23 protein-coding genes and 1 pseudogene are annotated in these 21,917 nt (G+C 65.7%); 13 read left to right on the forward strand and 11 right to left on the reverse strand.

Translation table 11 applies throughout. The features are described from left to right. From PMI42_RS25880 to PMI42_RS25890, 3 genes are all read right to left on the reverse strand, one after another. Positions 1-341: winged helix-turn-helix domain-containing protein (locus PMI42_RS25880; protein WP_157195825.1), on the reverse strand; the 341-nt coding region annotated here is incomplete at its 3' end. Positions 342-390: 49 nt separating this feature from the next. Next, positions 391-987, reverse strand: coding sequence for a redoxin domain-containing protein (locus PMI42_RS25885; protein ID WP_008139585.1), 597 nt, complete (start codon positions 985-987; stop codon positions 391-393). 36 nt (positions 988-1,023) lie between these two features. Next, a complete protein-coding gene (locus PMI42_RS25890) occupies positions 1,024-2,769 on the reverse strand; it encodes an MOSC and FAD-binding oxidoreductase domain-containing protein (protein WP_008139587.1) in 1,746 nt (581 codons plus the stop codon). A 183-nt stretch (positions 2,770-2,952) separates the two neighbouring features. Between PMI42_RS25890 and PMI42_RS25895 the strand changes: the two genes are divergently transcribed. The 5 genes from PMI42_RS25895 (at position 2,953) to PMI42_RS25920 (ending at position 5,884) form a co-directional block, all read left to right on the forward strand. Beyond that, positions 2,953-3,333 (forward strand): nuclear transport factor 2 family protein, encoded by a 381-nt coding sequence (locus PMI42_RS25895; RefSeq protein ID WP_008139589.1) that lies wholly within the window; start codon positions 2,953-2,955, stop codon positions 3,331-3,333. A gap of 472 nt (positions 3,334-3,805) precedes the next feature. Beyond that, positions 3,806-4,267: a tellurite resistance TerB family protein gene (locus tag PMI42_RS25905; protein ID WP_008139592.1), complete on the forward strand. Its 462-nt coding sequence runs from the start codon at positions 3,806-3,808 to the stop codon at positions 4,265-4,267. Positions 4,268-4,269: 2 nt separating this feature from the next. Further along, positions 4,270-4,623, forward strand: coding sequence for a hypothetical protein (locus PMI42_RS25910; RefSeq protein WP_008139594.1), 354 nt, complete (start codon positions 4,270-4,272; stop codon positions 4,621-4,623). Positions 4,624-4,629: 6 nt separating this feature from the next. Beyond that, positions 4,630-5,268, forward strand: a complete 639-nt coding sequence (locus PMI42_RS25915) for a TerC family protein (RefSeq protein WP_008139597.1) — start codon at positions 4,630-4,632, stop codon at positions 5,266-5,268. Between the two features lie 34 nt (positions 5,269-5,302). Further along, positions 5,303-5,884 carry a TIGR00645 family protein gene (locus tag PMI42_RS25920; protein ID WP_008139599.1) on the forward strand — a complete coding sequence of 194 codons (582 nt, stop codon included), beginning with the start codon at positions 5,303-5,305 and terminating at the stop codon, positions 5,882-5,884. Here PMI42_RS25920 and PMI42_RS25925 read toward each other — a convergent pair. The 3 genes from PMI42_RS25925 to PMI42_RS25935 form a co-directional block, all read right to left on the reverse strand. Continuing rightward, complete coding sequence (locus tag PMI42_RS25925) at positions 5,875-7,818, reverse strand: diguanylate cyclase (RefSeq protein WP_008139601.1); 1,944 nt, start codon at positions 7,816-7,818, stop codon at positions 5,875-5,877. The genes PMI42_RS25920 and PMI42_RS25925 overlap by 10 nt on opposite strands. A gap of 158 nt (positions 7,819-7,976) precedes the next feature. Then, a complete protein-coding gene (locus PMI42_RS25930; RefSeq protein ID WP_008139603.1) occupies positions 7,977-8,945 on the reverse strand; it encodes an AraC family transcriptional regulator in 969 nt (322 codons plus the stop codon). Between the two features lie 154 nt (positions 8,946-9,099). Continuing rightward, positions 9,100-10,038, reverse strand: a complete 939-nt coding sequence (locus PMI42_RS25935; protein ID WP_008139605.1) for a LysR substrate-binding domain-containing protein — start codon at positions 10,036-10,038, stop codon at positions 9,100-9,102. 164 nt (positions 10,039-10,202) lie between these two features. On the opposite strand from PMI42_RS25935, the gene PMI42_RS25940 reads away from it, so the two are divergent. The 3 genes and pseudogenes from PMI42_RS25940 to PMI42_RS25950 form a co-directional block, all read left to right on the forward strand. Next, on the forward strand, positions 10,203-10,772 hold the full coding sequence (locus PMI42_RS25940) for a hypothetical protein (RefSeq protein WP_035966647.1): 570 nt from the start codon (positions 10,203-10,205) through the stop codon (positions 10,770-10,772). A gap of 93 nt (positions 10,773-10,865) precedes the next feature. Further along, positions 10,866-11,243: a hypothetical protein gene (locus tag PMI42_RS25945; protein WP_008139609.1), complete on the forward strand. Its 378-nt coding sequence runs from the start codon at positions 10,866-10,868 to the stop codon at positions 11,241-11,243. A 6-nt stretch (positions 11,244-11,249) separates the two neighbouring features. Beyond that, a pseudogene (locus tag PMI42_RS25950) lies at positions 11,250-11,670 on the forward strand (pyridoxal-phosphate dependent enzyme); the annotation flags it as partial. A 75-nt stretch (positions 11,671-11,745) separates the two neighbouring features. On the opposite strand, the gene PMI42_RS25955 reads toward PMI42_RS25950, so the two are convergent. The 4 genes from PMI42_RS25955 to PMI42_RS25970 all read right to left on the reverse strand — a co-directional run bounded on the left by PMI42_RS25955 (position 11,746) and on the right by PMI42_RS25970 (position 15,249). Continuing rightward, the gene (locus tag PMI42_RS25955) at positions 11,746-13,122 is read right to left on the reverse strand and encodes an HD-GYP domain-containing protein (RefSeq protein WP_008139613.1); all 1,377 of its coding nucleotides are present in this window, start codon (positions 13,120-13,122) and stop codon (positions 11,746-11,748) included. Between the two features lie 106 nt (positions 13,123-13,228). Beyond that, positions 13,229-13,702 (reverse strand): GNAT family N-acetyltransferase, encoded by a 474-nt coding sequence (locus tag PMI42_RS25960; protein WP_008139615.1) that lies wholly within the window; start codon positions 13,700-13,702, stop codon positions 13,229-13,231. 11 nt (positions 13,703-13,713) lie between these two features. After that, positions 13,714-14,088: a winged helix-turn-helix domain-containing protein gene (locus tag PMI42_RS25965; RefSeq protein WP_008139616.1), complete on the reverse strand. Its 375-nt coding sequence runs from the start codon at positions 14,086-14,088 to the stop codon at positions 13,714-13,716. Positions 14,089-14,166: 78 nt separating this feature from the next. Continuing rightward, complete coding sequence (locus PMI42_RS25970; RefSeq protein WP_008139618.1) at positions 14,167-15,249, reverse strand: substrate-binding domain-containing protein; 1,083 nt, start codon at positions 15,247-15,249, stop codon at positions 14,167-14,169. Between the two features lie 113 nt (positions 15,250-15,362). Between PMI42_RS25970 and PMI42_RS25975 the strand changes: the two genes are divergently transcribed. After that, complete coding sequence (locus PMI42_RS25975) at positions 15,363-16,847, forward strand: aldehyde dehydrogenase family protein (RefSeq protein WP_008139620.1); 1,485 nt, start codon at positions 15,363-15,365, stop codon at positions 16,845-16,847. A gap of 188 nt (positions 16,848-17,035) precedes the next feature. Beyond that, on the forward strand, positions 17,036-17,299 hold the full coding sequence (locus PMI42_RS25980) for a hypothetical protein (RefSeq protein WP_008139621.1): 264 nt from the start codon (positions 17,036-17,038) through the stop codon (positions 17,297-17,299). Positions 17,300-17,303: 4 nt separating this feature from the next. Here the strand turns inward: PMI42_RS25980 and PMI42_RS25985 are convergent, their stop codons facing one another. After that, positions 17,304-18,200, reverse strand: coding sequence for an alpha/beta hydrolase family protein (locus PMI42_RS25985; protein ID WP_008139622.1), 897 nt, complete (start codon positions 18,198-18,200; stop codon positions 17,304-17,306). Between the two features lie 182 nt (positions 18,201-18,382). Between PMI42_RS25985 and PMI42_RS25990 the strand changes: the two genes are divergently transcribed. Genes PMI42_RS25990 through PMI42_RS26000 form a run of 3 tightly spaced genes read left to right on the forward strand, consistent with a single transcriptional unit; the run spans position 18,383 to position 21,902 of the window. After that, on the forward strand, positions 18,383-19,771 hold the full coding sequence (locus PMI42_RS25990; protein WP_008139623.1) for a class II 3-deoxy-7-phosphoheptulonate synthase: 1,389 nt from the start codon (positions 18,383-18,385) through the stop codon (positions 19,769-19,771). 4 nt (positions 19,772-19,775) lie between these two features. Continuing rightward, complete coding sequence (locus PMI42_RS25995) at positions 19,776-20,129, forward strand: diacylglycerol kinase (protein WP_008139624.1); 354 nt, start codon at positions 19,776-19,778, stop codon at positions 20,127-20,129. Between the two features lie 15 nt (positions 20,130-20,144). Then, positions 20,145-21,902 (forward strand): NAD+ synthase, encoded by a 1,758-nt coding sequence (locus tag PMI42_RS26000; protein ID WP_008139625.1) that lies wholly within the window; start codon positions 20,145-20,147, stop codon positions 21,900-21,902. Positions 21,903-21,917 lie beyond the last annotated feature (15 nt).

Here is a 21,917-nt window from a genome sequence, read left to right on the forward strand (position 1 = left end):
GGCGGGTTCTGCCGCAGCCGCTCGCCGAAGGCCGACAGCCGCATCCTGCGCGCCGGCGGGCGGGAGGAGGCACGCGTGCGTCCGCGCGCGACGACGGCGCGGGCCACGCGCGGGCGTGCACCGTGGCGCGTCTCGATAAAGCCTTCGGCCGCGAGTTGCTCGTAGGCCACCGTCACCGTCGAGCGCGCGACGCCCATCTCGCCGGCGAGCGCGCGGGAGGACGGCAGCAGGCCGTCCGTCCCGTACACGAGCGCCATGATCTGATCGCGCAACGCCTCGTAGATCTCGCGCGCGCCCATGCGGCTGGAACGGCGCCCGGTCGTCGTCTTCATCCCGATCATCCACATTCGAGGCGGGCTTCGTCCGCATGGACGATGCAAGAATGTGGTTCTAATCCCGTTCGCCGAGAGTTTCGACGTAAGCCTTGCCGTAGGGATAAAAATACTCCTTGCGGCCCTGGTCCCAGAGCGCCTTCAGGCCCGGCGCCGTGATGTCCCAGTCCGGACGGCAATTCATGCTGACGGCGCGCAAATCCTGGCGGAGTTCTTCGATGGTTGGGCGTCCGAAGAACCAGTAGCCGTTGTAGATCTTGTGGATGCGGAGGTTGGGCTCCAGCACGACGACATGCGGGATCATCGGATTGTGGAGGGGATCGGTGTACTCGGCGATGTCGAGGTCCTTCTGGATGATCCGCCTGGAATCCGAGAGGAATGGCCAGTGCGCGCCCGCGCCGCTGCGATATTCGTTGGTCTGGGTGATGTTGTCGGTGGTGATCGTGACCAGGCGGCAATAGCCCACTTCCATCTCCCGATGCAGTTGAACCAGCCCTTCGGTCTGGCGGCGATCCTTTGGACAGAAGCCGCCGCGGCCGAGCACGACGATCATGGGATCGCCACCCTGCAGCTCGGAGAGCTTGCGGTGCTTGCCGGTGTGGTCGCTGAGTTCGTAATCGGGGAAAGTTACTCCCGGCATCATGTCGCTTCGCATTGAACGCTCCCATGTCCGGCAAATGTGCCGATGATTTTACAGATCGATGACGACATCGCCTTGCGGGCGTGCGCAGCAGATCAGAACGTTGCCGTCCGCCGGCGGGTCGAGCGGATCGGGGGCGTAGGCGACTGCTCCGGCGACGAGCCCGCTCTCGCAGTTGTGGCAGACGCCCGTGCGGCACGACCAGCGCACGGGGACATCGCACGCTTCGGCCAGCTCGAGCAGGCTGGCATAGGCGGCTCCCCAGCAAACATTGAGGCCGCTGCGGGCGAACGACACCATCGGACCGGGGCCGGGTGCGCCGGCCGGCTTATGGACTTGCACCTTCGGCGCGGCGGCGATGCCGGGTGTCAGCGAGGGCTTGCTGCCGAACAGCTCGGTGTGGATGCGATCGGAGGCGACTCCCAACGCCAGGAGGCCCGCTGTGAGATCGCCCGTGAAGGCGGCCGGTCCGCAGAGATAGAAATCGCCGTCGCGTGGCACGTTGAGCTGTTCGAGCAGGTGCTGATTTAAATGTCCGGCGCTGTCGAAATCCGCTCCCGGACGATCGGTCGGGTCGGGCGCGCTGAAGCAGATATGGCTGTGATGGTGAGCGAGCCCCGCGAGCAGCTCACGCGCCTCGGCAGCGAACGGATGCTCGCGGCCGTTGCGGGTGCCGTGCAGCCACCAGACCTCCTGCGTTGTGCCGTCCGCGGCGAGTGCGTGGAGCATGGCGAGCACCGGCGTCACGCCGATGCCGGCACTGAGCAGCACGACCGGCCGCGCATCCTGCCGGAGCGTGAAGCTGCCGCGGGGTGCGCCGAGCTCGACGATTTCGCCGGTTTCAAGTTGGTCGGCGACATAGCCGCTCGCCGCGCCGTGCGTCTCCCGCTTGACGCTGATGCGATAGGATGCCGCGTCGGTGCGGCGCGACAGCGAATAGCTGCGCGTCATCGCGGATGGCCCGAGCCGCACGACGACGAACTGGCCGGGCAGGGCGGTGGCGACCGTGCCTTCGTCTGCGGGTTCGAGGATCAGCGACGTCACGCTGCTGCTTTCGGCGATCTTGCGCGCGACCCGAAACGGCCGGAAGCCGCGCCAGGCCGGAGGCGGGCTTGCGGCCGGACCGAGCCCGGCGTTTCCTCCGGCCGGCTGGTCGGTCTGCGCGAGCAGCGCCACGAAGGAATGGTGCCAGCCGCGGCTCAGCGCCGGAATTTTCAGCGCGCGCTCGAGGCGCTCGCGCGGGTGAGGGGGCAGGTAAAGGAGCGCGTTGATCTCGCACACGCTCATGCCTTCAGGGCCGCTTGCGACCTGCGTGATCTCGTCGCCGGCCTCGACGTCGCCTTCCTCGATCACGCGAAGATAGAAACCGGGCCGGCCGTGCCTGACCAGCAGCGCGGCCATGTCGGGCTCCTCCATGCGAATGCCGAGCCGGTAACAGGTGACGCGGGGCTGCGTCACCTCGAACAGGGCCGAGCCGATCCTGTAGCGGTCACCGATACACACCTTCGTGTCGGAGAGGCCGTCGACGGTGAAATTCTCGCCGAATTGACCGGGGACGAGGTTCGCTCGCCCCAGTCGTTCCTGCCAGTAGCGATAGGACTCCTGCTGGTAGACGTAGACGGCGCGCTGCTCGCCGCCGTGCCCTGCCGTGTCGCCCTGGCCGTCGCCGTCGATGTTGAGCCGGCGCACCCTGCGCGGGCCCGTGATGGGGGCCTTCCAGATGCCGGTGTGCACGGTCCTGCCTTGCCAGGCGACGTCGCGCGGCAGGCCGACATTGACGGAGAGCAGATGGGCCATGGATGTTCCCGACGTAACCAGCGCAGATGCATAACCCGGCGGATTCCAGATTACCGCACCGTCAATCTGCATCCAGATCGGATGTTTTGCCCGTTAGTGGTTGTTAGACGTTGCTAGAGTGTCTTGCTACGGGACGCCCGGGCTCCGATTTGAAACGCGGAGACGGCAGATCGGAGAGGCGCGATGGATGATCAGGCGACACTTGCGGCGCTTCGGCGCCATTGGGAGGCTTCCGACGCGAATGATTTCGAGGCCGAGCACGAGATCTATCGCGATGATGCCGTGCTGGAATATCCGCAATCGGGCGAGCGGATTCATGGCCGCCGGAACATTCAGGAAAGTCGCTTCGTGCAGCCGAACAGGAAGCGTTTTGCGGTTCGGCGCATCATCGGCGGCGGCGATCTCTGGGTCAGCGAGTTCGTGCTGAGCTATGACGGGGTGCCGTCCTACGTGGTCAGCATCATGGAGTTTCGCGAGGGACTCGTCGCGCACGAGACGCAATATTTCGGCGACCGGTTCGATCCGTCGCCGTCGCGCGCGCATCTGGTGGAGCTTGTGGGGTAGCGTCAGGAAGTGTCGCCACCAATCGATCACCCGTCACCCTGAGGCGCGAGCCTTGCGGCGCAATCGCGCCGCCAGGCGAGCCTCGAAGGGCGACGGCCCGGCTGCATCCCCGGCCGTTCATCCTTCGAGGCTCCCTGCACGGTGCTTTGCACCGCGCAGCTCGCACCTCAGGATGACGGAACCGACGACAGGGCGCTGAGCAGCTCAAACCGCAACATGGAACTGATGCGGCGGCTGGTCGCAGTCTGCTCGCCTTGATTCCGACAGGCCCGTCTTTATGTCTGGGAGAACAAGAATCCGGGCCCCTCTGGCGAGGACGCCGACAGATGTCGGCAAAACCTCGCGATGTCGGATGACCTGTCCCGCGCGAATGCGATGGATTGGCCGATCGTCGGGCCTTCTTGAGTTCCCTCCGACCCAATCGTCCCCATCGCAGCTCCGCGCGGCCATTTCGCAACGTTGAGGAGCATCGATGTCTGACGCCAAATACGCAAATCCGATCGAGATCGAGATCACCGACCCGTCCCGCCTGAACGAGCAGGCTGCGGCGGCCCTGGTGATCGCCGGCGCGCTCGTCGCGGTCGCCGACCGGCAGGTCTCGCCGGTGGAGCGCGACGAGGTGATCCGCTTCATCCGGGATCGCGGATTGGCGCCGCATGTCGGCGACGAACGGCTGTTCGCGATGTTCGACGAACTGGCGGAACGATTGGAGGAGCCGGACTTTGCCAATGTGGTGATCGACACGCTGCGGCCGGTTTCGAACATGCCGCTCTCGTCCCATCTGATGGAGCTGTCGGAGCGCGTCGCGGCCGCGGATGAGGACGTGCATCCCCATGAGGTGCAGGCGATCAAGCTGCTGCGGCTTTTGACGCTGGTGTTGCCGCGCGCAAAACAGGTCGGGCCCGGTGCTGACAGCACCGCCCCAAAGGAGTGAGCATGAGCGCTGCATCGGACGAGCGTACGACCGGAACCGAGGGCGCCTCCGGCCAGATGGCCGGCGGTGACCCGCGCCTCGACAAGCTCGTCCATCGCCTGCCGCCGCGCATCGGCGACACCGTCACCTATCTGCTCAAGCCGTCCAGCCGCTGGGTGAGAATCCCCTCGGGCGCGCTGCTCGTCGTCGGCGGCGTGTTGTCCTTCCTGCCGGTGCTCGGCGTCTGGATGCTGCCGCTCGGCCTTGCGCTGCTGGCCGAGGATGTGCCGGCGCTGCGCTCCTCCCGTTCAAAGGTCTTCGACTGGATCGAGCGGAAGAAGCCGCAATGGCTCGATCCGTCCGCACCGAAAAAATGATCGATCATGACTGAATTCATCACCGCCGACGCGCTGTCCGCGCTGCTTCAGGTCGTCCTGATCGACCTCGTTCTCGCCGGCGACAACGCCGTCGTCATCGGCCTTGCCGCAGCGGGCCTCCCGGCCGAGCAGCGTCGGCGCGCCATCGTCGTCGGCATCGTCGCCGCCACCGCCCTGCGCATTGTCTTCGCCGGCGTCGCGACCCAGCTTCTGCAGGTGATCGGCCTCCTGCTCGCCGGTGGCGTGCTGCTGCTCTGGGTGTGCTGGAAGATGTGGCGCGAGCTGCGCGAGCAGTCCGCACACGCGAGCGAGCTTGCGTTCAGCCATGGCGGTGGCGCAAGCGCGGCCGCGCCGCCGCGCAAGACTTTCGGGCAGGCCGCGGCCCAGATCGTCGCCGCCGACGTCTCGATGTCGCTGGACAACGTGCTCGCGGTCGCGGGTGCTGCGCGCGAGCATCCCTACATCCTGGCGTTCGGCCTGCTGCTGTCGGTCGCGTTGATGGGCGTCGCCGCCGACCTGCTCGGCCGGGTGCTCCAGAAGCAGCGCTGGATCGCCTATGTCGGTCTGGCCATCATCATTTACGTCGCCTTCGAAATGATCTATCGCGGCTCGCTCGAGCTCGCGCCTGTCATCGCGAGTCTCTGAGGTGACGTTTCCTGCCCGCACTCCGGAGTGATCCATGACGCCTGAACCCAAAGCACCTTCGGTGGCGCCCGTGCCGCCGCCGATCGGCCTGTTCGCCCAGGTCATCTTCGGCTCGCGCTGGCTGCAGGTGCCGCTCTATGTCGGCCTCATCATTGCGCAAGCCGTCTACGTGCTGCTGTTCCTGAAAGAGCTCTGGCACCTGGTCCTGCACTCGTTCGACGCCAGCGAGCAGCAGATCATGCTGGTCGTGCTCGGGCTGATCGACGTCGTGATGATCTCGAACCTTCTGATCATGGTGATCGTCGGCGGCTACGAGACCTTCGTCTCGCGCCTGAACCTGAGCGGCCATCCGGACGAGCCCGAATGGCTCAGCCACGTCAATGCCAGCGTGCTCAAGATCAAGCTCGCGATGGCGATCATCGGCATCTCCTCGATCTCGCTGCTCAGAACCTTCATCGAGGCAGGCAATCTCGGCACCACGCGCAGCAATTTCACCGAGAGTGGCGTGATGTGGCAGGTGCTGATCCACCTGACCTTCATTGTCTCCGCGATCGGCATCGCCTGGGTCGACCGTCTCGGCGAGACCGGGCACCGCAAGGCAGCAGGTCACGGCTGAGGGCCGCGCCTGACCTGGCCGGCCAGATCCAGGTCGGCGAGCGGCGGCGAGACGGTTTCCCTCGCGCGGAGCGAGCTGCTTGCCACCGCACGATTCCGGCCGGTGTCCTTGGCGTGGTAGAGCGCGATGTCGGCATCGCGCAATAGGGCGATGTCGTTGGCGCAGGCCGCGTGCTTGTCGGCCACGCCGATGCTGATGCTGACACGGCCGCGCGGCGCGGCCGGATGGCGAATGTCGAGCTTCTGGATCGATTGCCGCAATTGTTCGGCGACCTCCATCGCGCCCGCCTCGGTCATGCCGGGAAGCACGATCGCGAACTCCTCGCCGCCATATCGCGCGGCCTGGCCGCCGGTATTGGCGGTGACGCTCTCGATCACGCCGGCGATCTGACGCAGGCAGGCGTCGCCGGCCTGGTGGCCGAGCGTGTCGTTGAAGCCCTTGAAATGGTCGATGTCGATCATCAGCACCGAGAGCAGCGAATTGTGCGCGTAGGCATCGCGCAGGAAACCGTCGAAGCTGCGGCGATTGGCGAGCCGAGTGAGGCCGTCGGTCGTGGCAAGCTGCGCGAGACGCCGGTTCGCCGTCGACAGCTCGTCTTCGAGCAGCTTGCGCTGCGTCACGTCACGCAGAACCGCGACGGTCTCGCGCCCACCGGTGCCGAGCCCCTCGGCAGGCCGGAAGTTGGATTCAAGCCATACCACTGCGCCGTCCGGCCGCTGGACGCGGAAGCTGATCGTGCGTGTGGCCCCGCTGCCATCGAAGAGCTGGTTGCTCCTTGCCACCATCTCGCGGTCGTCGGGGTGGACGAGCGCCAGGCAGGAGCGGCCGACCACCATGTCCTCGGTCATGCCGAGCGCGGTATGGACCGATTGCGAGACGTAGCGGCAAATCCCTTCGGCATCGAGCACGACGACGATGTCGGCGATGTTGTCGGCGAGCAGGCGATAGCGTTCCTCGCGCTCGCGCAGCGATTGCTCGAGATGCGAGCGATAGCGGAATTGGCGCGCCAGCAGCACCGCGGTCCCGGCGACCACGAGCAGGAAGAACAGGGCCACCAGGGCGTCCCAACGCAGGTTCTGGTGCCATGCGCCGAGGATCTGCGCCTCCGATCGCGCGACGGTGACGACGATGGGATAGCGCACGCTCTGTTCGTAGCCGAAATACTTGCCGATCCCGTCGAAGGGCGAGGTGATCCTGTAGTAGCCGGCGTTGGTCTGCTTCAGCCGGGTCTGGAACAGCGGCGTGCCGGAGAGGTCGCGGCCGGCGGAGCCCGACGGCGAGCGGACCAGCACCGTGCCCTCGCTGGTGATCAGGCTGATGGCGCCGTCCTCGCCGACCCAGAACGAGCGATAGAATTCGCGGAAATAGTCGCACGGGATCGCCGCCACGACGATGCCGGAGAACTCCCCGGTCACGGCGTCGCTGATCCGTTTCGACAGTGCGATGGTCGGCTGTCCCGTGGTTCGCGAAACCTGGGGGCCGCTGATGTGCAGGCCGGTATCCGGGTTGTCGCGGTGAAACAGGAAATAGTCGCGGTCGGCATTGTTGTGGGGCGCAAGCGTCGGTGCACTCGAATAGATCGCCTCGCCGTTGCGATCGAGCACCTTGAGCTCGCGGAGCTGGGGCAGCGACCGCACGGTGCTCGCCAGATGGGCGGTGAGGCGCGCCGCGCTTTCGGGCTTGCGGTATTTCAGGAGATCCACGATGCCGCTCATCGCGACGTCGGGCGCCTGGAACGAATGCACCGCATGCTGGGTGAGCGAATGCACGAGGTTCTGGACGTCTTCCTCGTTGCGCGTCAGCGCCGTGTTGCGGCCGAGCGTCGCCTTCCATGCCACGAGCCCGAGCACGCATGCGCTCATGAGCACGACGAAGGCCCATATGACCATGGTCGGGTGGTGCTGGATCTCAGCATGAAGACGTTTCGACGGCATCGCGCAGTTCCGGTTTGATCCCGGTCACGATCGTCAGGCGGCGTTGCCGACTCGCTAATTTCGGCCGATGCGCAGGCGCGCAATTCGCGGCGTCATTAACGGAGCGTGCAGGCGGCGGTCGGAAACGGGCAACGCGCCCGTGTTTGACCGGAGCCCTGTCACAGGTGCGCGCTCACATCCGCAAAATCACGGGCTTGCGCCAGCGTTCCCGACGGCATCTCGCCGAACGTCGTCTTGTAGAGTTTCGAGAATTCGCCCATGTGCCAGAAGCCGTTGGCGAGCGCCGCGGCTTTCACGGTCATTCCGTTACCTCCGGTCATCAGCTGCGTGCGGGTCGACCACAGCCGCTTCAGCCTGAGATGGTGGTGCAGGCTGACGCCGTGCACCGCCTGCGTCGCGCTCTGCAGCGTGCGGACGGAGACGCCGAGCGCATTTGCAAGATCGCCGCTGTAGAGCGGGCTGCTGCCGGACAGCGCGGCCGCCTCGTCCAGCTGCGCAACCAGCTTGCGATGCTTGTCGAACGAGCCGCGCCGGAGATCTTGCGCATCGACGGGGGCGAGGGCGTCATCGAGGGTCGCGAGAAGCCTTTCCTGGATCGGCCGGTCGATGGCTTCGAACTGCCTGGGATCGTTGCACTGCGAGGCCAGGCAGAACATGTCGAGAATGGTGGCGCGCAGGCGTGCCATCGCATCGTCGTCGAGACGCGTGAACTCCAGCCCGGTCTCGTAATCCGCCCAGCCGCGATGGCGCATGTCGGAGTTGAAGCGCAGCATCAGATAGGTGTTGGGATGATGCTCGACCGCCTCGGTGGCGACCTTGCCGCGCACGACCCCGATCATCGAATTGTCGATCTCGCGCCCGTTGGCGGTGGAATGACAGGCGAGCGGGATGACGAGGCCGACGCCGTGGTCGGTGCCGACATTGGCCTGAAGGCGCCGGGCGAACGTGCGCTGGAGCACGAAGAGACCGTCCCGGAGCGGCAGGATGGCGCGGTGCAGCGAGAACTGGCGCGGCTCGAGCGGCGTGCTGGTGCCGCCGCCCAGCACTTCGCTCGGACGAAACGACTCGAAGTCGCTGTAGTGCTCGACGCTCAGCACTCGCGACGGCTTGAGCCAACGTACCGGCATCTCGGGGCCTCAGTGATTTGCGGCGTTCGGCATGTGCCGGCGCGTCCTCGACCTCGCGCGTGCGACATCGGCCGGAAACGTTGCCGGAGCAACCGTGCTTCACGCAAGTCCGCAAGACCACGGGGCACGATCGCCGCCGTGCCGTCCCGAGACGCTAAGAGGTCTGCGGATAAGCCGCGTTCTCGCGCCGCTCGCGTTCGCCCAGCTCGCGCACCAGCTCCTGGAGGAAAGATTCCGTGTAGGCGGGCAGGGTGCGCTCGGCGCGGACATAGATGCCGAGGTCGGACCAGACCGGGCTACCGGCATTGTCGAGCGGCAGGAACACGAGCTGGCTGTCGCGCGACAGCCGGCCGATGCCGAGCTGGGTCTGGAAGGCGACGCCGACGCCGCGCGCGGCGAGCTCGCGCATCAGATCGATCGAGTTGGCCTGGATCGCCGGCTCCGGCGTCTCGGAGAGCTGGGCGATCAGCGGCTGGAGCAGATGATAGATCGACAGCTCCGGCAGCGCGTTGATGACGGGGAAGGCGAGACATTGCTCCAGCGTCACCGTCTTGCGGCGTGCCAGCGGATGCTCGCGCGCGACCACGGCGCCGAGGCGAAACCGCTTCAAGGCGACCTGGCGCAGATCCGGCGGATGGCGCAGCGCCATGGCGATGCCGATGTCGGCCTCGCCGCGGCTGAGCGCCTCCAGCACGTCCGCCGATCCCTTCACCTCGAGGGTGAAGCTGACGCGGCGGGCGCGGCCGCGATGCGAGGCGATCAGCTCCGGCAGCACCGATTCCGTCAGCGACTCGATGCAGGCGATGCTGATGGAGCCGCGCCAATTGCCCGACAGGGACGCGACGTCGGAGCGGAAGCGGTCGAGGTCCTGGAGCACGTTCATGACATGCCGGGCCAGCATCTCGCCGACCGTCGTCAGCGTCAGGCCGCGCGCATTGCGCTCGAACAGAGGCGATCCAACCTCTTGTTCCAGCTTGAGAATCTGGCGACTGACGGCCGAGGAGGCAACGTTCAGGACGCGCGCCGCGGCCCGGATCGATCCGGTGCGGCGGACGGCGTGGAAGTACTGGATGGCCGGTGAGTGAAAGCGCATGGGTCCCCCGGGAAGAACTATAGCCGTTGCCGAAACGGCATCAACCTGTACGAAATTCTCTGCTTTTCGAGATCACTGCTCCCCCCTAGGTTCGCCGCCGGCTCGGCCGGGTCCCAATGGGCCCGGTCAGGCCTCGCGCAACGACGCGCCAGGGGAATTTCGGGGTGAACGAGAACATCGCTTGCGAGCTGGAGCACGGGCCCGACACCCGTCTGGTCGATCGCCGTCGTGCGGCCGCCTATGTCGGCGTGACTGCCGGGCGCTTCGAGCAATTGGTGCGCGACAACGTCGTGCCGCCGCCCGTCATGGTGGACAACAAGCGGCGCTGGCCGATCGGATTGCTCGACGTCGCCAAGGACGCGGTCGTCGGCAGCATGCCGTGCCTGCCGTCTGTCATGGTCGAGGCCGCGCCGGAGGCGCGCCCTTGCGAGCGGGATCCGGCGCCGGTCGCGCACGAATTACCAGATCAAGCCTGGTTCGAGCAGCGCGCGCGGTTCGTGCAGCGCGTGCGCCGGTCGCTGCTCTCCGGCAACGAGATCCGCCTGCTGCGCGAGTTCAAGCTGCTCAAGCAGAACGAGCTGAGCATGTATGGTTACTACGGCAGCTTCGAAGCGCTGATGGTGCGCGGCTACATCGTCGAGATCGACCGCAAGCCGCCGTCGAGCCGTCCGCTGGTGACCTATCGCCTGACCGACCGCGGCGAGCAGGTGGTATCGGCGCTGAAGGACGAGTAGCCGCTCGATCAATTCCAGAAAAGCAGGGCTGGACGCGGGCGGACCTATCGATATATCGTATCGGATATAGCGAACTGCGTTCCGGGACTGGCGATGGAAATCAAGGTGAGGCAGCTCACGACCTGCGAGGTCGCGGCCGACGGCGGTGCGATCTCGCTGGGCTTCGAGGACGTGACGGGCAATGCCGCCGCCGTCAGCGTCTCGCTGAACCAGGTCGGCGTCCTGATCATGACGCTTCCGGGATTGCTGGAGACGGCGCTGAAGGCCCGCTATGGCGACCAGAGCCTGCGCTATGCCTATCCGCTGGCGTCCTGGGTGCTGGAGCAGTCGACCGACACGACCCAGCGCATCATCACGCTTCAGACCGAGGACGGCTTCAAGGTCCGCTTCTCGATCCCGAGGGACGAGCAGAGCCTGCTTGGCGAGGCCCTGACGCAGCCGATGCCCGGAATGACGGTGCGGCCGAACTAGCGGCCTGGGCGTGCGCTCAAAGAGCGAAATCCAGGCATCAAGATTGCGCTCAGCGATCCCATGGGAGCCGCTCTACAACTGGTTCACCAAAGGCGAGCTGACGACGGCAGGCGACTCCATCACCGAAGGGATCGGGCAAATCCGTGTCACCAGGAACCTGGAAGGCACGCCTATCGATATGGCCTATCAGATCACGGACGAGGAAGCCTTGCCTGTTCTGTTCGACCTGATCGCGCATGAGGGCCTGGTGCTGGGCGGCTCGAGCGCGATCAACATCGTCGGGGCCATGCGGCTTGCGCGCGACCTCGGTCCCGGCAAGACCATCGTCACCATCCTCGCGGATGGCGGTCAGCGCTATCAATCCAAGCTGTTCAATCCGGAATCCTTGCGCCAGAAAAACCTGCCGGTGCCAAGCTGGATGCGATAGCAAGCCGGCCTCGAAGGGCGACCCGTGGCGACGGCGCGATCGCGCTGGCCGAACTGGGGCGAGCCTCGCGGCTGGTCAAGCCGCCAGCGTGCCGTGGATGCGTCCCAGCGCTCTCTGAAGCGCCGCAAAGCAGTCCGCGTCGATCTGGCTCCCGACCATTCCGGACATGATCGCCATCGCTTTCGTGATCGTCATCGCGGCGCGATACGGACGATCGGCGGTGAGCGCGTCGAATATGTCTGCGGTGGTGATCATGCGCGTTTCCAGGCAGATCTGGTCTCCTGCGAGGCCGCGCGGATAACCCTTGCCGTCCAGCCGCTCGTGATGCGCGCCCGCGATCGGGGCGAGTTTACTGAAGGCGCCGATGCGGGACAGGATGGCCTCGGAATGCGCGGAATGCATCCGCATGACCTCCCATTCGGCGTCGTCGAGCTTGCCCGGTTTGTCCAGGATGGCGTTGCTGACGCCCAGCTTGCCGATGTCGTGCAGCAGTGCCGCACGTTTGAGCCTGCGCCGCTGCTCGGCGCTGAACGCCAGCTCCTCGGCGATCATGTCGGTGAACAACGTTACGCGTTCGCTGTGACCGCTGGTGTAGGGGCTCTTGGAATCCACCACCTGCGCGAAGGCGGCTGCGATGTCGTCGAGATAGTCCTCGTCGATCGGCAGGCTCGCCTGTTCCGGTGCCTGGCGAATGGCCGATTCATGCTCGTCGCCGGTGCGGAGCATGTCCCAGAACGTAGGCCGGATTGCGATGCGCTCGAAGGCAGCGACGAGGTCTGGATCGAACCAGGTCCCCGATCGGTTCTTCGCTTCGCGCAACGCCGCCTCAGGGCCGTTCGAGATATGGAATACATCGATGACCTGTGCCAGCAGAGCGATGCGCGAATAGATCGGGATGGCCGTGCCGGACAAGCCAAGCGGCTTGCCGCCACCATCCCAATGCTCATCCAGATTCTTGATGCCTTCGGCCACGGGCTCGGAGAAGCGCATCCTGCGGGCGATATCCGCGCCGCGATGGCAGCGCGTCTCGATCAGCTCGCGCGCGATCTCGCCGCCGTTCTGGAAGATGTTGACGATCGCGCGGAACCGTTCGGCAAGTCCGGCCTTCAGGCCGGTATGGCTGAGCACGAAGCGTAGTGCTTGGGGCAGGCTGCCGTCGATCAGCTTGAAGTCCTGCTTGAAGGTGAGATCATCGGTCAGATACAGCTCGCAGATGCGGGCCGCATTGCTGCTGCAACCGAGATCCTTCAGCAGCAGCACGTAGTAAAGTTCGGTGATCTCATCCTCGCCAAGGCCGACGTCCTTGCCGATCTCGACGCCGATGCGGCTGCATCGCACGCAATGTCCGGCCGGCTGCCCCTCGGTCAGATCGAGCGCGTGGCTGAGGGCACCCAGAAGCTCGGCAAGCGTGACCCGGTCATGCTGTCCGTGGGCTGGCGGCGTAGGTTCCATGGTCGAGGCTCCGGGGCAGCTTGAGCCGGCCGATCCGGGCCGATTGCATCTTCAAAGCCCTACCTGATCACGAGACAATTAACGGCCAGTGTTTTCAGTGGCGGTGTTAGTCGGCTGTCTCTGACCTCGGCGGCAGCCGCCGGATCTGAAAGCCGGTCTTGCTCTGCTCGAATCCCGCCGAGGCGTAGAAGGCCAGGGTCGACGGCTTCTTCGAGCCCGTCATCAGCATGACCTTGTAGCAATCGGCCTGCCACGCGGCGGCGACGGCCGCCTCCAGCATCTGCTTGCCGTAGCCGCAGCCCCTGAATGCGGCGTTCGTGACGACGTTCTCGATCAGGCCATAGGGGCGGCCGGCACGCGTCAGATTGGGAATCACGACCAGCGTGCAGGATGCAACGACGGAATTTTCGGAGAGCCCGATCAGGACCGCGCTTACGCGAAGATTGTGCAACCGCGCGAGACGCTCTGCAGCGAGGTCGAGCGACGGATTTTCGTCCTGGGGATCGAGGTGCCGGTAGAGCGCGAGAAGCTGCGGCAGGTCCGAGGGCGCCGCGGCTCGAATGACCAGGGGCTCGTCCACGCGCGCGCCGCTCACGATTTCCGCGAACGGGCGATGTCGCTCCTGAGCGCTTCCAGCTCCTTGTGCACCGCGCGCGCGGCGTCGCGCTCGATCTTGCGGTAGCGCGCAACGAGTTTCTCACCGAATGGCGTGAGCAGCGCGCCGCCGCCGTTCTTGCCGCCGGCTTGCGGCTCGACCACGGGATGTCCGCAGATGCGGTTGATCTCGTCCACGAGATCCCAGGCGCGCTTGTAGGACATGTCCATGGCGCGGCCGGCCGCCGAAATCGACCCTTGCTCGCGAATCTGCTCCAGAAGCTCGATCTTGCCGGGCCCGATCCGATCCTCGCCGTCGAGGTCGATGCGAAGGCTGAGCTGGGGAAGCGATTTGGCGCTCGCGCGCGACATGACGGGGTCTCTTGCTCTGTTCGCCGGCGAGATTGCCACTCTTGCCCGCGACCGACAAGGTGAGCGAGTCGTCATTCATCATCGCACGGCGTGCATCTCCAGAAACGCCTTCACGCCGGTCACGCTGCCCGTATCCGACGGCACGTAGCCGGGCAGGGTGGCGACGGCCGCGCGAAAATCGGCGCTGCGGATGATTTCGAGGATGCGCTGCATCGGCCCGGTATCGAGGAAGGCGCGCTTGCAGACGAAGAAATAATCCTCGGTGAGGAGGCGGATGAAGTCGAGGCCGAAATGGCGGGCGGCCGCCTCGACGCCAAAGCTCGCATCGGCCATGCCGCTCGCGACATAGGCCGCGACGGCGGCGTGGGTGAACTCGATCTGCTGCGCACCGTTGATCCTGCTTTCATCGATGCCGCTTGCCGCGAGCAACTGGTCGAACAGCAGGCGCGTGCCGGAATCATGATCGCGGTTGACGAAGCGGACTTTTGGATTGGTGAGGTCACTCAGAGAGGCGATCCGCAGCGGATTGCCGTGCGCGACCATCAGCCCCATCTCGCGGGTGACGAAGCTGATGATGCGGTCCTCGCGCGGATCGAGCCATTCGCGCGCCGCCTTGATGCCTTGCGCGCGCAATGCGCCGTGCGGCAGATGCAGCCCGGAGAGATCGCAGGCGCCTTGCGCCAGTGACACCAGCGAATTCTGGTTGCTGACATAGCGCAGATCGACGCCGATGCCGGGCTCGCGGTCGAGGAATTCGCGCAGCTTTGCCACCGCAAAGCCGTGGCTGGCATGGACGCGGATCACGGAGGGCCGTTGTTCGAGGAACGGCTTGATCTCGCTCGCCAGCTCCTGCGCCAGGTTTTCCAGCTGTGGCCCGAGCCGCGCCTGCATGCGCTCGCCCGCCCACACCAGCCGCTCGCCGAACGGCGTCAGCTTCGAGCCCTTGCCGCGCTGGGTCTCGACGAGGGGGGTGCCGAAGAACTCCGACCATTGCTCGATCAGATTCCAGACGTGCCGGTAGGACAGGTGCGCGTCGGCGGCCGCGCTCGTGATCTTCCCGGTCTTCCGGATTTCGTTGAGGACGCCGAGCATGATGACGGCGGTGCGCGGATTGCCGTCGCGGCGAAACCGCCAGACGGCCTCGATCTCGATCTGAAGCATCGATCATCCTTATGAAGTGTACTTCATATAATAGGCGCCCATCGGCACACCATATCATATTTACTCCGCGTAACAGGCGCCTAGTCTGGTATACCAGAACAGGAGGAAATATGATGTCAGTTGCATATGACTTTGCGCATTCGCCGGCCACCGAGTTCATGGCCCGGCCGCAGCATCTGCTCATCGACGGCCGCCGCGTCCCTGCAAGCTCCGGCCGCACCTTCAAATCCCTCAATCCCGCCACCGGGCAGGTCATCGCCACCATCGCCGAGGGCAACGAGGCCGATGTCGCGCACGCCGTGGCCGCCGCGCGCCGGGCGTTCGAGGGTCCGTGGCGCACGATGCGCGCCTCCGAGCGCGGCCAGATCCTGCTGCGCTGGGCGGACCTGCTCAAAGCTCACGCCGAAGAAATCATCGAGCTCGAGTCGATCGATGCCGGCAAGCCGATCTCGGCGACGACGCGCCAGGACTTTCCGGCCGCCGTCGACACACTGATCTATTACGCCGGCTGGGCCGACAAGATCAGCGGCGATGTCGTGCCGGTGCGCGACGATGCCCTGACCTACACCGTGCGCGAGCCGGTCGGCGTGGTCGCGGCGATCGTGCCGTGGAATTTCCCGCTGATGATCGGCATGTGGAAGCTGGCGCCGGCGCTGGCCTGCGGCTGCACCATCGTGATGAAGCCGGCCGAGCTGACCTCGCTGTCGGCGCTGCGCATCGCCGAACTCGCGCTGGAGGCAGGCCTGCCGGCGGGCGTCTTCAACGTCGTCACGGGGCCGGGCCGCATCGTCGGCGACGCGCTGGTCAATCACCCTGACGTCGACAAGGTCACCTTCACCGGATCGCCGGGCGTGGGCCGTGGAATCATGAAGGGCGCGGCGAGCAACTTCAAGCGCGTCTCGCTGGAGCTCGGCGGCAAGTCGGCCAACGTCATCTTCGACGATGCCGATCTCGAAGCAGCAAGCAAGGCTGCGGCTTCCGGCATCTTCTTCAACGCCGGCCAAGTCTGCTCGGCCGGCTCCCGCGTGCTGGTGCAGGAGAAGGCGTATGACGAGGTCGTCGAACGTCTGGCGGCGCGCGCGAAGTCGATCAGAATTGGCGATCCGCTCGATCGCAAGACGGCGCTCGGCCCTGTCATCTCCGAGAAGCAGATGAAGTCGATCCTCGATTATGTCGACATCGGCCGGCAGGAAGGGGCGAGCCTCGTCACCGGCGGCGAGAAGGTTGGCGATCGCGGTTATTTCATCAGCCCCGCGGTGTTCGCAGGCGTCGCGCACGAGATGCGGATCTCGCAGGAGGAAATCTTCGGCCCCGTCGTCAGCGTCATCAAGTTCAAGGACGAAGCCGACGCATTACGGATCGCCAACGGCACGGCCTACAGCCTCGCCGCTGGGGTCTGGAGCCGTGACATCGGCAAGCTCCAGCGTTTTGCCAAGCGGGCGCGCGCCGGCACGGTCTGGATGAACACCTATGGTTACACCGACGTGCGCCTGCCCTGGGGCGGCGAGCGCGACTCCGGCCTCGGTCGCGAGCACGGCACCGCCGCGCTCGACAATTTCACCGAGCCCAAGGCGGTGTGGATGAACCTGGCCGTCTGATACCTCCCGAGCGGCCAAGCCTGGAGCCCGCCTGATCGCATGTTCAGGCGGGCTCTCTTTTCGCGATCGATAAAATTGTCTGCATTCCGCTCACCGGCGGCAAACCCTGCGGACAAGAAGCGCGCCGTCTTAAACCAGAGTTTTGGAACCGACCTGCATCCTGCCTGCAAAAGGGTGGGGCTATCGGCATGTCAATTCTCAGGGAGATCGTCGCAGCGGTCGCGGGAGTCTACGCGCTCCTGTTCGTCTGCGACGCATTGTTCGGCGTCGGCGACGCACGCTTCGACGACGCCTATTACAGCGCCAGCTTCTACGCGCCGCGGCCGAAGGAGTTTCGGTTCGCGAGCGATACGCCGCCGGCGGTGCGCGTCAGCGAAGCCTTTGCGCAGTTCGCGCCGGGTGAGGCCAAGCCGAACAGGCGCTACTCGTCTTTGACGACGATTATCCGCTGACGCCTCACTCCCCCTGAATCCATTCCGCGACGCCGCGCCACAGCGTGTCGCGGTGCTCGGGGCGGAAGAAGCCGAAATGGCCTATTCCCTTGGCGCCGATTTCGGACGGCTTCACCGTCAACACCTCAGGCTTGATCGCGGTGAATCCGCTCGCGAGCAGTTCGACCGCGGGGCGGGTCGCCCAGGGATCGTCGGAGAAGCACAGCGCGCGCAGCTCGCCTCTGAACTTTGCAAAATTGTCCAGCGCCGGCAGTTTTGAATCGAACAGATAGCGCGGGCTCGAGACCCACTCGGCCCATTGCAGGAACACGCCCTTGGGCAGGTCCTCGCCGATGCCGGCCCAGCCCGGGGCGTAACCGAGCGCGTGGACCAGCGGCACGCCGACGAAATTCATGAAAGCGAACACGCGGTATTTTTCCGGCGAGGTCATCAGTCGCCAGGTCGCGGCCTGCGAGGCGACGAAGGCGGCGCGCGCGATGTCGGTGTTGTTGGCGATCAGCCCGAGCGCCTGGCCGCCGAAGGAATGGCCGACATAGGCAAGGGGCAGGGTGGTGTAGCGCTCGCGCATCCAGCTCACCGCAGCGGTGACGTCGAGCGCGGCCCAGTCCGACATCGAGGCCTTGAAGCCGACCAGCGATTTCGGCTGGTTGTAGCCGACCATCGCCGGCAGGCGGGAGTCGCCGATGCCGCGATAGTCGTAAGTGAGCACCGCGCAGCCGCGATGGGCGAGATAGGAGGCAAAGCCGCGGTAGATTTTGCGTGGGACGGCGGTGGCCGAATTGATCAGGACGGCGTGGCGCTTGGCCCCGCGCGGCAGGAACAGGGTGCCGCTCAGCGCATACCCGTCGGTCGCCGGGAAGCTGATCTCGTCGATGAAAACGTCGTCGCGCGGCGCATCCATGGGCAGCCCAGGTCCTGCCAGTTTCCTCAACCCTTCCCAAGCAAATGCGAATTTTGCTTTTCCTGCAAGGGTTTGCAGTGCGAAATGGATTTACAACTGGCGGTCCTTTGCCGGCCTGTGTATAAGGCGGCCCTCGCAACCCCTAGATCAGGTTGTGCTTTTTGCTTCACGGAGAGATTGCGATGTCCGAGCGGTGGACGCCCGAGTCCTGGCGCAGCAAGCCGGTGCTCCAGGTGCCCGATTATCCCGACGCCAAGGCGCTTGCCGACGTCGAGGCGCAGCTTGCGAGCTTTCCGCCGCTGGTGTTCGCGGGCGAGGCACGCAATCTGAAGAAGGCGCTGGGGCGGGTTGCGGCCGGCGAGGCCTTCCTGCTTCAGGGCGGCGACTGTGCCGAAAGCTTTGCCGAGCACGGCGCCAACAACATTCGCGACTTCTTCCGCGTGCTGCTCCAGATGGCGGTGGTGCTGACCTATGCGGGCGCCGTCCCCGTGGTGAAGGTCGGCCGCGTCGCCGGGCAGTTTGCCAAGCCGCGCTCGTCGCCGACCGAGAAGATTGATGGTGTCGAGCTGCCGAGCTATCGCGGCGACATCGTCAACGACATCGCCTTTACCAAGGAAGCGCGCGTGCCGGATCCGCAGCGCCAGCTGATGGCCTATCGCCAGTCGGCCGCGACGCTGAACCTGCTGCGCGCCTTCGCCACCGGCGGCTACGCCAATCTCGGCAGCGTGCATCAATGGATGCTCGGCTTCCTCAAGGATTCACCGCAGTCCCGCCGCTACAAGGAATTGGCCGACCGCATCTCGGACGCACTCAATTTCATGCGCGCCTGCGGCCTCGATCTCGAGGCCCATCCGGAGCTGCGCTCGACCGATTTCTACACCAGCCACGAGGCGCTGCTGCTCGGCTACGAGCAGGCCATGACCCGTGTCGATTCCACGACCGGCGACTGGTACGCCACCTCGGGCCACATGATCTGGATCGGCGACCGCACCCGCCAGCTCGACCACGGCCACATCGAATATTTCCGCGGCATCAAGAACCCGATCGGCCTGAAGTGCGGCCCGTCGCTCAAGACCGATGAACTCCTGAAGCTGATCGACGTGCTCAACCCCGACAACGAGCCGGGCCGGCTGACGCTGATCGGCCGCTTCGGCTCCGACAAGGTCGGCGAGCACCTGCCGAACATGGTCCGCGCCGTGAAGCGCGAGGGCAAGGTGGTGGTCTGGTCGTGCGATCCCATGCACGGCAACACCATCACCTCGACGTCGGGCTACAAGACGCGCCCGTTCGACCGCATCCTGTCCGAGGTGAAGTCGTTCTTCGCGATCCACGCGGCCGAAGGCACCCATGCCGGCGGCGTGCATCTGGAGATGACCGGGCAGGACGTCACCGAATGTCTCGGCGGCGCCCGCGCGATCACGGACGAGGACCTCAACGACCGCTACCACACGGTCTGCGATCCCCGCCTCAATGCCGAGCAGTCCATCGACATGGCTTTCCTGGTCGCCGAGCTGCTGAAGCAGGAGCGCGCCGGCAAGGCCAGGCCGATGCCGGCCGCAGCGGGGCTCTAAGACCTTGCTGCGGATCTGGAAGGCCACGATCAATTCCCGCAACGGTCTGGCCTTTGCGTTCCGTTCGGAGCAGGCCGTCCGCGAGGAGGTTTTTGCGCTCCTGCTGGCGGTGCCGCTGGCCTGGTTCGTCGGTGCGACCGCGATGCGTGCGGTCGAGCTGGTGTGTTCGGTTGCGTTCGTGCTGACGGTCGAGCTCCTCAACACCGCGATCGAGAAGCTCGCCGACCGTCTGACCTTGGATCACGACAAGCAGATCGGGCGGGTCAAGGACATGGGCTCGGCCGCGGTCGGCGTTGCGCTGCTGATGGCCGGTGCGTTCTGGATCATCGCCATCGTCGAGCGATTGGGGTTTCTCTAGCTGGACGAGGCGGCCATGACCGAACGTCTCAACACATTCTCGGTCACGCTCGCCCAGCTCAATCCGGTCATGGGCGACATCGAGGGCAACGCCGCGAAGGCGCGGGCGGCGCGCGTGCAGGCGATCGCCGACGGCGCCGATCTCGTGCTGTTTCCGGAACTGTTCATCGCCGGCTACCCGCCGGAAGATCTGGTGCAGAAGCCGGCCTTCCAGGCCGCCTGCCGCGCCGCGATCGAAAGCCTGGCGCGCGAGACCGCCGATGGCGGCCCGGCCATGCTGGTCGGCACGCCCTGGATCGAGGAGGGCAAGCTCTATAATGCCTGCGCGCTGCTCGACGGCGGCCGCATCGCCGGCTTGCGCTTCAAATGCAATCTGCCCAATTACGGCGTGTTCGACGAGAAGCGGCTGTTTTCGCGCGGGCCCGCAGCCGGGCCCGTCACCGTGCGCGGCGTGCGCATCGGCGTGCCGATCTGCGAGGATATCTGGCTGGAAGAGTCCGACGACTACGAGAACGTGGTCGAGACGCTGGCCGAGACCGGCGCCGAGATCATTCTGGTGCCGAACGGCTCGCCCTACGCCCGCGACAAGAACGACGTGCGCCTGTCGGTCGCGGTGGCGCGCGTCACCGAGAGCGGCTTGCCGCTGGTCTATCTCAATCAGGTGTGCGGTCAGGACGAGCTGGTATTCGACGGCGCCTCCTTCGTGCTCAACGGCGATCTCTCGCTCGCGGCGCAATTGCCGGCGTTCGCGGAGAGCGTCACCACGCTGCGCTTCACGCGCAACGGTGACGACTGGCGCTGCACCGGGCCGATCGCGGAGCTTGTCGAAGGCGACAAGGCCGACTACGCGGCCTGCGTGCTGGGCCTGCGCGACTATGTCGCCAAGAACGGCTTTCCCGGCGTGCTGCTCGGCATCTCCGGTGGCATCGATTCCGCGCTGTGCGCGGCGATCGCCGTCGATGCGCTCGGCGCCGACCAGGTCCATGGCGTGATGCTGCCTTATCGCTACACCGCCGCACACTCGATCGCGGACGCCGGCGAACTCGCCGGCCATCTCGGCATCCGCTACGAGGTGCTGCCGATCGCCGAAGCCGTGAACGGGTTCGAGACCATCCTCGAAGGCATCTTCAAGAACCTGCCGCCCGATATCACCGAGGAAAATCTCCAGGCCCGCACCCGCGGCACGCTGCTGATGGCGATCTCCAACAAGACCGGCCTGATGGTGGTGACGACGGGCAACAAGTCGGAAATGTCGGTCGGCTACGCCACGCTCTATGGCGACATGAACGGCGGCTTCAATCCGATCAAGGACATCTACAAGACGCAGGTATTCCGATTGGCAAGCTTGCGCAACAGCTGGAAGCCGGAGGGCGCGCTCGGGCCGGCGGGCGAGGTGATACCGCCCGATATCATCACGCGTCCGCCGACGGCAGAGCTGCGCGAGAACCAGACCGACCAGGATTCGCTGCCGCCTTACGAGGTGCTCGACGCCATCCTCGAACGACTGGTCGAGCGCGAGGAGCCGCTCGATGCGATCATCGCCGCCGGCTTCGACCGCGAGACGGTCACCCGCATCGACCATCTGCTCAATGTCGCCGAATACAAGCGCCGCCAGGCCGCGCCCGGCGTGAAGGTGACGGCCAGGAATTTTGGCCGCGACCGTCGCTATCCCATCACCAACCGGTTTCGCGACAAGGGAGAGCCGTTGCCGGCGCATGACGAGACGCTGGTCTCGCGCGGCAGCCGGGCGTCGATCGACGCGTTCGAGGGGTAGGGGCGGCGCGTGCTC

The organism is Bradyrhizobium sp. YR681 (genome assembly GCF_000282615.1).
GTDB lineage: Bacteria > Pseudomonadota > Alphaproteobacteria > Rhizobiales > Xanthobacteraceae > Bradyrhizobium.